Origin of the sequence: Streptomyces sp. NBC_00878, assembly GCF_026341515.1 — a bacterium.
In the GTDB taxonomy this organism is placed as follows: domain Bacteria; phylum Actinomycetota; class Actinomycetes; order Streptomycetales; family Streptomycetaceae; genus Streptomyces.
Genome location: NZ_JAPEOK010000001.1, coordinates 1,699,673 through 1,715,036, shown reverse-complemented (window position 1 = coordinate 1,715,036; position 15,364 = coordinate 1,699,673). Strand labels below are relative to the sequence as shown.

Genomic DNA, 15,364 nt, shown 5'->3' with positions numbered 1-15,364 from the left:
GCACCCGCATGTACAACCAGCCCCTTCTGGAGGCATTCCGTGCACGGGAACGACCACATAGGCACCACCAGATCCGAGAGCCACAGACGACGCCCGAGAATCCGACTGCGCAAGGCGCTCGCCCTGTTCACCGGTGCACTCCTCGCGGGTGCCTCGCTCACCCTGGCTACACCGCCGGCTGGCGCCGCCGTCGCCGACCCGGCCGCCGCGCCCGCGGCCGCCGAGGACTTCCAGCAGGTCACCCTCGCCAAGGGCGAGCCCGAGGTCGGCGAGCCCATGTCGCTCGCCGTCCTCCCGGACCGCTCGGTGCTGCACACCTCGCGCGACGGTGAACTGCGGATCACCGACAGCGCAGGCAACACCAGACTGGCGGGCAAACTCGCCGTCTACACGCACGACGAGGAAGGCCTGCAGGGCGTCGGCATCGACCCCGGCTTCGCCGACAACCGCTTCATCTACCTCTACTACGCCCCGCCGCTCGACACCCCGGCGGGCGACGCCCCCGAAACCGGCACCGCGGCCGACTTCGCGCCCTTCGACGGCGTCAACCGGCTCTCCCGCTTCGTCCTGAACGCGGACGGCACCCTCGACAACGCCAGCGAGAAGAAGATCCTCGACGTCCCGGCGACCCGCGGCATCTGCTGCCACGTGGGCGGGGACATCGACTTCGACGCGGCCGGGAACCTCTACCTGTCGACCGGCGACGACTCCAACCCGTTCCAGTCGGACGGCTACTCGCCCATCGACGAGCGCGCCGACCGCAACCCCGTCTTCGACGCCCAGCGCACCTCCGGCAACACCAACGACCTGCGCGGCAAGATCCTGCGCATCAAGGTGAACGCCGACGGCTCGTACACGGTCCCCGACGGCAACCTCTTCGCGCCCGGCACGGACAAGACACGCGCCGAGATCTACGCGATGGGCTTCCGCAACCCGTTCCGCTTCAGCGTCGACAAGAAGACCGGGATCCTCTACGTCGGCGACTACGGCCCGGACGCCGGTGCCGCCGACCCCGCGCGCGGCCCGGCCGGCCAGGTCGAGTTCGCCCGCGTCACCAAGCCCGGCAACTTCGGCTGGCCGTACTGCACGGGCGACAACGACGCCTACGTGGACTACGACTTCGGGACCGGCGCCTCAGAGGCCTCCTTCGACTGCGCGGCCCCCAAGAACACCTCGCCCCACAACACCGGCCTGACGGATCTGCCCCCGGCCGAGGCCGCCTGGATCCCCTACGACGGCGCATCCGTGCCCGAGTTCGGCACCGGCTCCGAGTCCCCGATGGGCGGCCCGGTCTACGACTACGACGCCTCGCTCGACTCGCCCGTCAAGTTCCCCGAGGCGTACGACGGGGACTTCTTCGCCGGAGAGTTCGGCCGTCGCTGGATCAAGCGGATCACGTCGGACGGCAGCGGCACCGTGCAGGCCATCAACGACGTGCCGTGGACCGGCACCCAGGTCATGGACATGGCCTTCGGCCCGGACGGCGCGCTGTACGTCCTGGACTACGGCCTCGCATGGTTCGGCGGCGACGAGAACTCCGCCCTGTACCGCATCGAGAACGCCACCGACGGCCACTCACCCGTGGCACAGGCCGCGGCCGACCGCACCTCGGGCCAGGCGAAGCTGAAGGTCGAGTTCTCCTCCGCCGGTACGACGGACGCCGACGGCGACGCCCTCACGTACAGCTGGGACTTCGGCGACGGCGGTACGTCGACGGCGGCGAACCCGACGTACACGTACAAGAAGAACGGCACGTACACGGCGACGCTGACCGCGAAGGACGCCTCAGGACGGACCGGCAGCGCGAGCGTGCACATCGTCGTCGGCAACACCGCGCCGAAGGTGACCCTCCAACTCCCGGAGAACGGGCAGCTGTTCGCCTTCGGTGAGGCGGTGCCCTTCAAGGTGAAGGTGACCGACCCGGAGGACCGCACCATCGACTGCGCCAAGGTGAAGGTCACCTTCGTCCTCGGCCACGACAGCCACGGCCACCCCGTGACCTCGGCCAACGGCTGCTCCGGCACCATCCAGACCAGCGCCGACGGCGGCCACGACGAGGACGCGAACATTTTCGGCGTCTTCGACGCGGAGTACACCGACGGCGGAGGCGGCGGCCAGGAGGCGCTCACCACGCACGACCAGAGCGTCGTCCAGCCGGGGCACCGGCAGGCCGAGCACTACGGCAAGTCCGAGGGCGTCTCGATCATCACGAAGACCACCGCACACGGCGGAAAGACCGTCGGTGACGTCAACAACGGCGACTGGATCTCCTTCGAGCCGTACGTCCTGAGCAACGCCTCGAAGCTCACGGCACGGATCTCCTCCGGCGGCACGGGCGGAAAGCTGGAGGTCCGCTCGGGTTCGCCCACCGGCCGCCTGCTCGGCACGGCGACCGTCCCGGTGACCGGCGGCTGGGAGACCTTCCAGGACGTCAGCGCCGACCTGACGCGAGCGCCGCGCGGGACCACCACGCTCTATTTCGTCTTCAAGGGGAGCGGTACCGGAGCCCTGTACGACGTGGACGACTTCACCTTCACGACCCGCTGAGGGAGGTGCGCGATGCGAGCAACTGGCCGAACGGTGACCGTTGTTGTCGGTGCGACCCTGCTCATCGGGTGCGTGTCGGGACCGGCCGCCTCGAAGGGACCTTCCGACTCGTCCGCGTCGACTGCGTCGAAGGCGCCCTCGGCGGGTGAGCGGATCCTGGTGTTCTCCAAGACCGCCGGGTTCCGGCACGACTCCATCTCCGACGGGATCGCCGCGGTGAAGGGCCTCGGCGCCGAGCACGGTTTCACGGTGGACGCCACCGAGGACGCGGGGGCCTTCTCCTCGCGCAACCTCGGCCGGTACGACGCCGTGGTGTTCCTCTCCACGACCGGGGACGTCCTCGACGAGGCCCAACAGCGGGCTTTCGAGGGCTACATCAAGGGCGGCGGCGGTTACGTGGGCATCCACGCGGCCGCCGACACCGAGTACGACTGGGAGTTCTACGGCGGTCTCGCCGGCGCCTACTTCCAGTCGCACCCGGCGATCCAGCCCGCGCGGATCGAGGTCGAGGACCGGGCCCACCCGGCCACCTCGCACCTCGGCGAGTCCTGGAACCGTACGGACGAGTGGTACGACTACCGCTCCAATCCCCGGGACCGGGCCCACATCCTGGCCTCGCTCGACGAGTCGTCGTACAGCGGCGGCACGATGGGCGGCGACCATCCGATCGCCTGGTGCCAGGAGTACCGGGGTGGCCGCGCCTTCTACACCGGCGGCGGTCACACCAAGGAGTCGTACGAGGATCCCGCCTTCCGGCAACACCTGCTGGGCGGCATCCGGTGGGCCGTCGGCGCCGCCGAGGCCGACTGCCGCCCGGAGAAGGGGTATTCGCCTCTCTTCGACGGGACCGCCGAGTCGCTGGCCCACTGGAGGCAGGCGGGACCGGGCTCGTTCTCGCTCTCGGACGACGGCACGCTCACGTCGTCCGGCGGCCTGGGCATGCTCTGGTACGCGGACCGCGGCTTCGGCTCGTACTCGCTGAAGCTCGACTGGCGCATGGCGAGTGCCTCCGGTGACGACAACTCCGGTGTGTTCGTGGGCTTCCCGGCCTCCGACGACCCCTGGTCGGCCGTCAACAACGGCTACGAGGTCCAGATCGACGCGTCCGACGCCCCCGACCGCACCACCGGGGCCGTGTACAGCTTCCAGTCCGCCGACATCAAGAAGCGCGACCGTGCGCTGAACCCGCCGGGGGAGTGGAACACGTACGAGATCCGCGTGGAGGGCGAACGACTCCAAGTCTGGCTCAACGGCGTGAAGATCAACGATTTCACCAACACCGATCCGGCGCGCAGCCTGCGCGACGGTCATGTCGGCATCCAGAACCACGGAGCCGAGGACCAGGTGTCCTTCCGCGACATCCGGATCAAGGAACTGTCGGCGCGATCTGCCGCGCAGGGCGATTGAGCGGCGGCGGGCGGAGGACGCCGGACCTCCGCCCGCCGTCTTGTCCCTTCCACGGCAGCTGATTTCCCGGCTGCCGATTCCGGCTGGCGTTACTGGCTGGTGTTACTGGCTCGTGCTCTTGGCACCCGTCTTTGGCTCGCGCTGTTGGCTCGCGAACAACCTCACGTACGACAAGGAGGCTGCCCATGTCCGCCGAACCCTCCGTCTCCCCGCCCCGGGTGGGAGTGTGGCTGATCGGAGCACGCGGCTCTGTCGCCACCACGGCCGTCACGGGCTGCGCCGCGGTGACCGCGGGGCTGCACCCACCGACGGGCATGGTCACCGAGACCCCCGCGTTCGCCGACTGCGGACTGCCCCCGCTGTCGTCGCTCGTCTTCGGCGGGCACGACACGGTGGACTGCCCCCTGCCCAAGCGCGCCGAGGCGCTCGCCGCAGGGGGCGTCCTGCCGCCCGGACTGCCGACGGCCGTCACCGCCGAACTCGCCGCCGCCGACCGGGAGATCAGGCTCGGCGGCCCGCTGCCCGGCGACGCACGGGCCGAGGACGACCTGATCGAGGCCCTGTCATCCGACATACGTGACTTCATACGCCGGTGCGGTCTGGCCCGCGCGGTCGTCGTGAACGTGGCGTCCACGGAACCCGTGCCCACCGACGCGGAGCTCCCGGCCAGCTCCCTGTACGCGGCCGCCGCGCTGCGGGCGGGCTGCCCGTACGTCAACTTCACACCGTCCATGGGCCTGCACCACCCCGCGCTGGCGTCGGCCGCCTCGGCGTCCGGCCTGCCGTACGCGGGCCGTGACGGCAAGACCGGCCAGACCCTCCTGCGGTCGGTCCTCGGCCCGATGTTCGCGCAGCGCGCGCTGGCGGTCCGGGCCTGGTCCGGTACGAACCTGCTGGGCGGCGGCGACGGCGCGGCCCTCGCCGACCCGGGCGCGGCGGCCGCGAAGAACGCGGGCAAGGAACGCGTCCTCGCCGACACCCTCGGCTTGGTTCCCGAGGGCGAGACCCACATCGACGACGTGCCTTCGCTCGGCGACTGGAAGACCGCCTGGGACCACATCGCCTTCGACGGCTTCCTCGGCACCCGGATGGTCCTCCAGACAACCTGGCAGGGCTGCGACTCGTCCCTCGCGGCCCCACTGATCCTGGACCTGGCCCGCTTGGTGGCCCGGGCCCACGAGACGGGCCTGTCCGGCCCGCTGACCGAACTCGGCTTCTACTTCAAGGACCCGGTGGGGGAGGGCCCCGCGGCCCTGGGCGAGCAGTACGCGGAACTGGTGGGGTTCGCGGGACGGTTGCGGCTGCGGGGGAGGCGCGGGGTGCCCCCGGGCCTCGGGGAGCAGGCCGGGCTCGGGGCGAACGTCGGGCTTGGGGAACAGGCCCGGCTGGGGGATCAGGGAGGGCCATCGGAAGAGCGGTCTGGCTCTTCGGGCGAGCGGCGAGCCATGCCTGGGGATCGGCGATGAGCGCGGAGGCGGGGCACGGGGCGGCCGACGGCCCCCGCACTGAGGCTCGGCAGGGGGAGGCTCCGCGCAGGGAGGCTTCGCAGGGAATGGCTTCGCACGGGGAGGCTTCGCAGGGAATGGCTTCGCACGGGGAGGCTTCGCAGGGAATGGCTTCGCACGGGGAGGCTTCGCAGGGAATGGCTTCGCACGGGGAGGCTTCGCAGGGGAAGGCGGAGAACCCGTGGCCGTGGGACGAGGCGTCGCGGAACTCGGGGCCGGTCTCGCGGGACGCGAGCCCGAGTGAGCCGCACGCGAGCCCGACGCCACGGGACGCGGGCGAGGGGGCACCGAGGGCGGCGGGCCCTGGCGTGCGGGCCGAGCGCCCGGTGCCACGGTCCGCGAAGGCGAGGTCACCACGGCCTCCGAGGCAGGGAGCGAACGTGAACGCCTGGGCGGAACTCCTGCGCCTCCCCGCCCTCTTCACCGTCCCCGGCGACGCGCTCGCGGGCGCCGCCGCGGCCGGGGCGCGCCCGAACCCCCGAACCCTGGTCGCCATCGCCTCCTCCCTCTGCCTGTACGAAGCGGGCATGGCCCTCAACGACTGGGCCGACCGCGCGGAGGACGCCGTGGACCGCCCGCACCGCCCCCTGCCCTCGGGCCGCATCAAGCCGACCGCGGCTCTGGCGGCGGCAGGCGGCCTGACGGCGGCGGGCCTGGCCCTCGCGTCCACAGCGGGCCGCAGACCCCTCGCGGTCGCCGGCGCGCTGGCGACCACGGTCTGGTCGTACGACCTGGTCCTCAAGCGCACGCCCGCGGGCCCCGTGGCGATGGCCGCGGCCCGCGCCCTGGACCTCCTCCTCGGCGGGGTGGCCGCCAACGGCGACTTCCGCAGAGCACTGCCCTCCGCCCTGGCCCTGGGTACCCACACCCTGGCCGTCACCACGGTCTCCCGCCACGAGACCCAGGGTGGTTCACCTTGGGCCCCCGTGAGCGCGTTGGCCACGACGGCGGCACTGACCTGGTCCGTCACACGCGACGGCCCGGCATGGGACCGGAACCCACCACGGGATTGGGGACCGGGACGGGACCGGAGACCGGGACCGGACCGGCAACCGGCACGGGACCGGCAGTCGGGTCGGTACCGGCAGTCGGAAAACGACCGCCAACCGGGACGCGCGGCTGCAACCGCCGCGAACCTCGCGCCCCTGCGCGGAGCACTCGCCGCCGTGTACGCGGTCACCGCCGCCCGCCCCCTCTTCCACGCCGCCCTCAACCCGTCGCCCCAACTCACCCAACGAGCCGTCGGCGGCGGCATTCGGGCCATGATCCCCCTCCAGGCCGCCCTCGCGGCCCGCTCCGGCGCTCCCGTCACCGCCCTGCTGACAGCGGCGCTCGCCCCGGCCGCCCGCCGGTTCGGCCGGAAGGTGAGCGTCACATGAGCCTTCCTCCGAGCCCCCACTCCACCGCTCACCCCCTCCGCTACTCCTACGGCACCAACGGTCTGACCGACCTCCGCCTGGACGACGCCCTCTCCCTTCTCGCCGACCTCGGCTACGACGGCGTCGGTCTGACGCTCGACCACATGCACCTCGACCCACTCGCCCCCGACCTCGCTGCCCGCACACACAAACTCGCCCGCAGACTGGACGAGCTCGGCCTGGGCGTCACCATCGAGACCGGCGCCCGCTATGTACTCGACCCGACACGCAAGCACGGCCCGTCCCTCCTCGACCCCGACCCGGACCAACGCGCCCGCCGCGCCGACCTGCTCGTCAGCGCCGTCCGGATCGCCACCGACCTCGGCGCCCACGCGGTCCACTGCTTCAGCGGCATCCTCCCGAAGGGCGCAGGCGCAGGCGCAGGCAGGGGCAGGGCCAGGGCCAGGGGCACCAGTACGGGCACGGGCACGGGCACGGGCACAGGCACCGGCAGGGACGCGGGCACGGCCTCGGCCTCGGCCGGAGGCGTGGCCGCCGCGGCAGCTGCCGGTGCGGCGACCGAGGACGCCGCCTGGAAGCGCCTCGCCGAAACCCTCACCCCCGTCCTCGACGCCGCCACCGCCGCCGGAATCCCCCTCGCCATCGAACCCGAACCCGGCCACCTCCTCGCCACCCTCGCCGACTTCCACCGCCTGCGCACCGCTCTCGGCAGCCCCGACGCCCTGGGCCTCACCCTCGACATCGGCCACTGCCAGTGCCTCGAACCCCAGTCACCCGCCGAGTGCGTACGCGCCGCCGCCCCCTGGCTGCGCCACGTCCAGATCGAGGACATGCGGCGCGGCGTCCATGAACACCTCCCCTTCGGTGACGGCGAGATCGACTTCCCGCCCGTACTCGAAGCCCTCGCCGCCGTCGGCTACCACGGCCTGGTCTCCGTCGAACTGCCCCGCCACTCCCACGCCGGCCCCCAACTCGCCCAGCAATCCCTCCCGTTCCTCCACCACGCGGCCTCGGCCGCGGCCTCCGGCACCCGCGACGCCGACCGGCCGCCGATCCCCGGTGAGGGCTCCACCGCCTCCGAAGGGAGAACCCCGTGAACCACCTCCACGACGCCCTCGGCGCCACCCCGACGGACGCCTCAGCGGACACCCCGACAGATGCCCCTACGGACGCCTCAACGGCCACCCCGACGGACGCCCCGTCCTCCCTCACCTCCCTGCACAGCCGGTTGAACAGCCAACTCGGCGGCGCCGCCCGCGCCTGGCTGGACCAAGCCCTCGACGAGGCGGCAGCCCACCCGGGCACCCACGGGCCCATCTCCGTCTGGGAGTTGCGCATCGCGGAGGCAGGCCGCCGCTGCGGACCCGACCACGCGGAGGCGGCCCGCATCCTCCTCCTGCACGCGGCCCGCGCCGACGCCCCCACCCTCGTCCGCGTCTACCGCCAGGGCACCGCCGCCGAACGCCGCGCCGTCCTCCAGGCCCTGCCCCACCTCGTACCGGGCCCCGACGCTCTGCCGATCGTCGAGGACGCCCTGCGCACGAACGACACCCGGCTCGTGGCCGCCGCCGTCGGCCCGTACGCCGCCCGGCACCTGGATGCCCACAACTGGCGGCACGCCGTGCTCAAGTGCCTGTTCACCGGTGTCCCCGTCGAGGCCGTGGCCGACCTGCCCCGCCGGGCCCACGCCGACGCCCAACTCGCCCGCATGCTCGCCGACTACGCCGACGAACGCACCGCCGCGGGCCGCCCCGCACCCCATGACCTGCACCACGTCCTGTCCCTGACCGAGCACCCGGCCACCCCGCCCGGCACCGACGCCCCCCACGGCAGCGACGGCAAGGAGTCCTGATGCGCATCTTCGACCCCCACATCCACATGACGTCACGGACCACCGACGACTACGAAGCCATGCACGCCGCCGGTGTCAGAGCCGTCGTCGAACCCGCCTTCTGGCTCGGCCAGCCCCGCACCTCAGTGGCCTCCTTCCTCGACTACTTCGACTCGCTCCTCGGCTGGGAACCCTTCCGCGCCGCCCAGTACGGCATCGCCCACCACTGCACCCTCGCCCTGAACCCGAAGGAGGCCAACGACCCCCGCTGTGTCCCCGTCCTCGACGAACTGCCCCGGTATCTCGTCAAGGACCACGTCGTGGCCGTCGGCGAGATCGGCTACGACTCGATGACCCCCGCCGAGGACACCGCTCTGGCCGCGCAACTCCAGCTCGCCGCCCAGTACGAACTGCCCGCGCTCGTCCACACGCCGCACCGCGACAAGCTGGCCGGCCTGCGCCGCACCCTCGACGTCGTCCGGGAGTCCGCAGTGCCCCCGGGCCGCGTCCTGATCGACCACCTCAACGAGACCACGGTCAAGGAGGCCAAGGACGGCGGCTGCTGGCTCGGCTTCTCCGTCTATCCGGACACCAAGATGGACGAGGAACGGATGGTCGCGGTCCTGCAGGAGTACGGGCCGGAGATGGTGCTGGTCAACTCCGCGGCCGACTGGGGCAAGAGCGACCCGTTGAAGACCCGCAAGGTCGCCGACGCCCTGCTGAAGGCCGGGTTCACCGAGGACGACGTCGACCAGGTGCTGTGGCGCAACCCCGTCGCCTTCTACGGACTCAGCGGCCGCCTCGACCTGGACGTCGCCGGCACGGACGCCACCCACGAGGGCAACTCCATCCTCCGCGGCGCCCCGAAGACCGACCCCGGGACCGACCCGGACACCACTCCCAAGGCCGCCCCCACGACGACGGGGGCGTGACCCATGCGCTTCCGGCACCCCGACGGCTCCACCGTCCACCTCGCCTACTGCACCAATGTCCACCCCGCAGAGACCCTCGACGGCGTCCTCGCCCAACTCCGCGACCACTGCGAACCCGTACGCAAACGCCTCGGCCGCGACCGGCTCGGCATCGGCCTGTGGCTCGCCAAGGACGCCGCCCACGCCCTCGTCAGCGACCCGTCCGCCCTGCGCGGGCTGCGCACGGAACTCGACCTCCGCGGCCTCGAAGTCGTCACCCTCAACGGCTTCCCGTACGAAGGGTTCGGCGCCGAAGAGGTCAAGTACCGCGTCTACAAGCCGGACTGGGCCGACCCCGAGCGGCTCGGCCACACCACCGCCCTCGCCCGCGTCCTCGCCGGACTCCTCCCCGACGACGTCACCGAAGGCACCATCTCCACCCTGCCGCTCGCCTGGCGCACGGTGTACGACGACGGCCGTGCCGCCCAGAGCCACGCGGCCCTGGCCACCCTCGCCGAACGCCTCGACGCGCTGGAGGAGCTGACCGGCCGCTCCATCCGCATCGGCCTGGAGCCGGAGCCGGGCTGCACCGTCGAGACCACGGCCGACGCCATCGCCCCGCTCACCGCGATCGGCCATCACCGCATCGGGATCTGCGTCGACACCTGCCACCTCGCCACCTCCTTCGAAGATCCGCACACCGCCCTGGACGCCCTGGCCGCAGCCCGCGTCCCCGTCGTCAAGTCCCAGCTGTCAGCCGCCCTGCACGCCGAACACCCCCACCTCCCCGAAGTCCGCGAGGCCCTCACCGCCTTCGACGAACCCCGCTTCCTGCACCAGACCCGCACTCTCACCGCCGCCGGACTCCGCGGAACCGACGACCTCGGCGAGGCCCTCACGGAGGACGCCCTGCCCGACGCCTCCCCGTGGCGCGCCCACTTCCACGTCCCCCTGCACGCGGCCCCTGCCGCGCCCCTCACCTCCACGCTGCCCGTACTCAAGGACACGCTGACCCGACTGGTCGGCGGCCCGCACCCGCTGACCAGCCACCTCGAGGTCGAGACCTACACCTGGCAGGCTCTCCCGCCCGAGCTGCGCCCGCGCGCCCGCGCCCAGCTCGCCGACGGCATCGCCGCGGAACTCACCCTCGCCCGGGACCTGTTGACGGACCTCGGCCTGAAGGAACTCCCATGAGCACCCACGAGACCCCGGCAGCGTCGGCCGCCACCGACGGCTCCACGACCCCCACCCCGCTCCTCGTCCTCGACGTCGTCGGCCTCACCCCCCGTCTCCTCGACCACATGCCCCACCTCAAGACCCTCGCCCAGTCCGGCTCGCAGGCCACCCTCGGCACGGTCCTGCCCGCCGTCACCTGCGCCGCCCAGTCCACCTTCCTCACCGGCACCCACCCGTCCGAGCACGGCATCGTCGGCAACGGCTGGTACTTCCGCGACCTCGGCGACGTACTCCTGTGGCGCCAGCACAACGGTCTGGTGTCCGGGGACAAACTGTGGGACGCCGCCCGGCGCGCCCACCCCGGCTACACGGTCGCCAATATCTGCTGGTGGTACGCCATGGGCGCCGACACCGACATCACCATCACCCCTCGTCCGATCTACTACGCCGACGGCCGCAAGGAACCCGACTGCTACACCCGGCCCCCGGCCCTGCACGACGAACTCACCGAGAAACTCGGCACGTTCCCGCTCTTCCACTTCTGGGGTCCCGGCGCCGACCTCGTCTCCAGCCGCTGGATCATCGACGCCACCCGGCACGTCATGAGCACCCGCCACCCGGACCTGACCCTCTGCTACCTCCCTCATCTCGACTACGACCTGCAGCGCTTCGGCCCCGACGACCCGCGCTCCCTGAAGGCCGCCGCCGACCTGGACGCGGCCATGGCCCCCCTCCTCGACGACGCCCGAGCCGAAGGCCGCACCGTCGTCGCCCTCTCCGAATACGGCATCACCCGCGTGGACCGACCCGTCGACATCAACCGCGCACTGCGCCGCGCAGGGCTCCTCGAAGTGCACACACAGGACGGCATGGAGTACCTCGACCCGATGGCCTCACGTGCCTTCGCCGTCGCCGACCACCAGATCGCCCATGTCTACGTGCGCCGCCCCGAGGACCTCGAAGCCACGAAAGCGGCGCTCGCCGAACTGCCCGGCATCGAGCAACTCCTCGACGACGAGGGCAAGAAGACCCACCACCTCGACCATCCGCGCTCCGGCGAACTCGTCGCCGTCGCGGAGCCGGACGCCTGGTTCACGTACTACTACTGGCTCGACGACGCCCGCGCGCCCGATTTCGCGCAGCTCGTCGAGATCCACCGCAAACCCGGCTACGACCCGGTCGAGCTCTTCATGGATCCGCTCGACCCGTACGTCAAGGTCAAGGCCGCGGGCGCGCTGGCCCGCAAGAAGCTCGGCATGCGCTACCGCATGGCGGTCGTGCCCCTCGACCCGTCACCTATTCGCGGCAGCCACGGCCGCCTCCCCCTGAGCGACGACGAAGGTCCGCTCATCATCTGCTCCACCCCCCGCGCTGTCGGCGACCGCGTCGCGGCCACCGATGTGAAATCGCTGCTGCTCGACCTGGCCGGCCTCGGGTGACTGCACCCGGGAGCGACCGGACGGGCGATCACGAAAAGTGAAACACACGGCACTGACAGTGCGTTCGGCCTGTGGATAACCGGCATACCGCACGGCACCCGCCACGGCTGGACACCTGACGAACATGGCTGGGCCCCTGCCGAACACGGTGGGCCCCTACCCGAAAGAGAGACACCGTGACCGCGTTCAACGACGAATCCGGATCCGGCGACGCCCTGCGTCGCGCGCTCGGCGTCAACCGCCGCCGCTTCCTCAGCACTTGCACCGCCGTCGCCGCCGGGGCGATCGCCGCCCCGGTTCTGGGAGCCTCACCCGCCCTGGCCGAGGACAGGGGCAGAGGCCACGACCACGACCGGGGCGGCCACGTCCTGGTTCCGCCGGGCAAGCGCGGCATCATCCTCTACACCGTCCGCGACGCGACGGCCCGCGACCCGCTCGCCTCGGACCTGCCCTCCGGCTTCCGCGAGGTGTTCAAGCAACTGGCCCGCCACGGATACCGCCAGGTGGAGTTCGCCGGCTACAACCAGCACGCCAACGCGCCCGGCGGCGCCGGCCTGGAGTCCGTCGCGGGCGCCAGGCTGCTGCGCTCCTGGCTCGACGAGTACGGCCTGCGCGCCCAGGGCAACCACGGCTTCATACCGTCCTCCTGGCCGCTGACCAGCGCCGATCTGGACACCTTCAAGAAGCACCTGGAGATCGCGAACATCCTCGGCATGGACCACATGGGTACCGGCGGAGACCCCACCGGCAGTTCCTACCCGGCCGACTGGGACGTGGCGGCCGACAAGTGGAACGCGCTGGGCAGGATCGCCCGCCGCGAGGGCATCAAGCTGTACACGCACAACCACGACTCCGCTTACGGCTTCCTGCTGGACGGAGGCCCGCTGGACGCCCAGGGCCGGCCCACCCGCAGCTCCGGCGTCCGCAAGCTGGAGTACTTCCTGAAGGCCACCGACCCGAAGCTGGTCTGGCTGGAGATGGACGTCTTCTGGGCACACGTGGCCCAGTACAAGTTCCACACCTACACCGCCCACGACGGCTCCACCCGCGAGCAGGTCTTCGACCCGGCGGGGCTCGTCGCCCGCCACAACAAGCGCTACCCGCTGTTCCACGCCAAGGACGGTGTCGTGAGCACCACCAACGGCATGGGCTATGACATGGTGCCCTTCGGAACAGGCGTCATCGACTACACGACGTTCTTCTCACGGGTCGGGGAGCGGAACTACCACAACCCGATGGTCGAGGACGACAACTCGCCCAGTGCCACCGATCCCGCACAGTCGCTGCGCGAGGCAAAGATCAGTTACGACAACCTCGCGGCCCTCCGCGCAAGGCGCCGCTGACCACGGACACGCAGCGAACGGTCCTCCCCACGCGGTGCCGTGGGGAGGACCGTCGGCGTTTCCAGGGACGGAAGCGGTTCGTGGAAGTTCTAGAGCGTCGGGGACGTGTGCGGCGGACACAGTGCGGGACGGTTCCGCACCGCAGGGTTCATGAGGGGGCATCCCCTCACCGGCTTGATTCGTTTCTCACCGGTTCAGGCCATCTCCTCGCCGATCGGGTGCGGGTTGGGCACGATGCGCTTGGCCGTGGGCCGCCCAGGAGCGCGCAGGAAGAGCGCCAGGACCGCGGAACCGAGGCCGATGCCGCCGGCCAGCGCGAAGGCGCCTCCGTAGCCCCAGGCGCTCACGACGACGGCCCCTACACCGGAACCGACGAGACCCGAGATGAGCTTGGAGCTGTAGACCATGCCGTAGTTGGAGGCGTTGTTGTTCTCACCGAAGTAGTCCGCCGTCATCGCCGCGAACAGTGGGAAGATCGCGCCGCCGCCAAAGCCGGAGATCATCGAGCAGACCAGGAAGAACGGCATCGAGCCCATGTTCCCGGAGAGGAACACGCCGAACTGAGAGCAGCCGAGGACGACACAGACGATGACGAGTGTGTTCCGGCGGCCGTAGCGGTCCGAGATCCAGCCGATGACACCGCGTCCGGTGCCGTTGACTATGGCCTTGAGTGACATGGCGGTGGCCACGATCCCGCCCGCGAAGCCCATCTCCTTGCCGAACGGCACCTGCATGGCGATGCCGAAGATGTTGATGCCGGCCGTGCACAACAGGCAGAACCACATCATCCACAGCACGGGCGTCCTGGCCGCCTCCCGCGGTGTGTACTGCTTGACCGCCGGCGGGTTCTTGGCCAGCGCCCGCACGACCCGCGGGTCGTCGGAGGTCTTCAGCGGGTCGACGTGCGCGGGCCACCAGTTCTTCGGCGGGTCCTTGAAGAACCAGCCGGCGACGGCGACGACCGTGCAGCAGATCGCGCCGACGAAGACCAGCACGGTCTCGTAGTTGGACAGGTCCATGTATGAGGTGAACAGGAACACGAAGGGCACGGATCCGTAGGCGAAACCGCCGTTGACCATGCCGGTCTTGCCGCCCTTGCGCTCCGGGTACCACTTGCCGACCATGTTCACGCAGGTCGCGTAGACGAGGCCGGCGCCGATACCGCTGAACATGCCGAAGCCTATGTAGGCGACGATCACATGCGGCGCGTACGCCAATGAGATGTAGCCCAGGACCGTGCCGAGCGCGCCGAGCATCATGGCGTACCGCGCGGGCAGCTTTCCGCTCTCGCGCAACTGGCCGGCCGGGAAGGCCACGGCGGCCTGGAAGAACACCCAGACGCCCATCAGCCAGAAGATGTGCCCACTGTCCCAGAGGTGGGCCTCGTGCAGGGTGTCCTCGGCGGATGTGAACGCGTACTCCGAGGAACTGATGCCCATCATGCCCATCCAGGGGAAGAGCACCATGGTCCAGCGTGGTCGCCCCATGATGTCCCGGTCGGTCTCGCCGATCCGGTACAGGCGGCCGTTGCGGTCCGTCACCTCCCTGTAGGGGACGGGTGTCGTGAAGTCGGTGGTTGTCATGTCGCGTAGCACCCCTCGCGTCGAAAGATCTGGCCAGCGCCCCCTGTCCAATTCCTTTCGTGTGCGCACGGGTCCCGGGGCGGGCCGACGCGCACCGTCGGCCCGCCCCTTCACCGGGTCAAGTCATGAACCGCCCCCCCAACAGCGCCCGCCACGCGCCGCAGCGTCACAACCGCCCCGCCGCGCGCGCCCAGCGAGCTGCGGCCCGCCCGGGGGACAACCCCCGGACCCCCGGCCGGCCCG

At 71.1% G+C, this 15,364-nt stretch carries 11 protein-coding genes; 10 read left to right on the top strand and 1 reads right to left on the bottom strand.

Translation table 11 applies throughout. From position 1 onward, the window contains the following. Positions 1-39: 39 nt before the first annotated feature. From OHA11_RS06985 to OHA11_RS06940, 10 genes are all read left to right on the top strand, one after another. Positions 40-2,547 carry a PQQ-dependent sugar dehydrogenase gene (locus OHA11_RS06985; protein ID WP_266493057.1) on the top strand — a complete coding sequence of 836 codons (2,508 nt, stop codon included), beginning with the start codon at positions 40-42 and terminating at the stop codon, positions 2,545-2,547. 12 nt (positions 2,548-2,559) lie between these two features. After that, positions 2,560-3,954 carry a ThuA domain-containing protein gene (locus tag OHA11_RS06980; RefSeq protein ID WP_266493054.1) on the top strand — a complete coding sequence of 465 codons (1,395 nt, stop codon included), beginning with the start codon at positions 2,560-2,562 and terminating at the stop codon, positions 3,952-3,954. Positions 3,955-4,139: 185 nt separating this feature from the next. Continuing rightward, complete coding sequence (locus tag OHA11_RS06975) at positions 4,140-5,420, top strand: inositol-3-phosphate synthase (protein ID WP_266493051.1); 1,281 nt, start codon at positions 4,140-4,142, stop codon at positions 5,418-5,420. A gap of 419 nt (positions 5,421-5,839) precedes the next feature. Then, the gene (locus tag OHA11_RS06970) at positions 5,840-6,838 is read left to right on the top strand and encodes an SCO3242 family prenyltransferase (protein ID WP_323186533.1); all 999 of its coding nucleotides are present in this window, start codon (positions 5,840-5,842) and stop codon (positions 6,836-6,838) included. Beyond that, positions 6,835-7,935 (top strand): sugar phosphate isomerase/epimerase, encoded by a 1,101-nt coding sequence (locus tag OHA11_RS06965; protein WP_266493048.1) that lies wholly within the window; start codon positions 6,835-6,837, stop codon positions 7,933-7,935. The genes OHA11_RS06970 and OHA11_RS06965 overlap by 4 nt, the downstream gene beginning before the upstream one ends. Further along, on the top strand, positions 7,932-8,690 hold the full coding sequence (locus OHA11_RS06960; RefSeq protein ID WP_266493045.1) for an EboA domain-containing protein: 759 nt from the start codon (positions 7,932-7,934) through the stop codon (positions 8,688-8,690). Before OHA11_RS06965 ends, OHA11_RS06960 begins: the two co-directional genes overlap by 4 nt. Then, positions 8,690-9,601, top strand: coding sequence for a TatD family hydrolase (locus OHA11_RS06955; protein WP_266493043.1), 912 nt, complete (start codon positions 8,690-8,692; stop codon positions 9,599-9,601). The genes OHA11_RS06960 and OHA11_RS06955 overlap by 1 nt, the downstream gene beginning before the upstream one ends. A gap of 3 nt (positions 9,602-9,604) precedes the next feature. Next, entirely contained in the window at positions 9,605-10,774 is a 1,170-nt protein-coding gene (eboE, locus tag OHA11_RS06950; RefSeq protein ID WP_266493041.1) for a metabolite traffic protein EboE, read from the top strand. Next, a complete protein-coding gene (locus tag OHA11_RS06945) occupies positions 10,771-12,195 on the top strand; it encodes a nucleotide pyrophosphatase/phosphodiesterase family protein (protein ID WP_266493039.1) in 1,425 nt (474 codons plus the stop codon). The genes eboE and OHA11_RS06945 overlap by 4 nt, the downstream gene beginning before the upstream one ends. A gap of 176 nt (positions 12,196-12,371) precedes the next feature. After that, on the top strand, positions 12,372-13,538 hold the full coding sequence (locus OHA11_RS06940; protein ID WP_266493034.1) for a sugar phosphate isomerase/epimerase: 1,167 nt from the start codon (positions 12,372-12,374) through the stop codon (positions 13,536-13,538). A 194-nt stretch (positions 13,539-13,732) separates the two neighbouring features. Here OHA11_RS06940 and OHA11_RS06935 read toward each other — a convergent pair whose 3' ends face one another. Next, complete coding sequence (locus OHA11_RS06935; protein ID WP_266493031.1) at positions 13,733-15,121, bottom strand: OFA family MFS transporter; 1,389 nt, start codon at positions 15,119-15,121, stop codon at positions 13,733-13,735. Positions 15,122-15,364 lie beyond the last annotated feature (243 nt).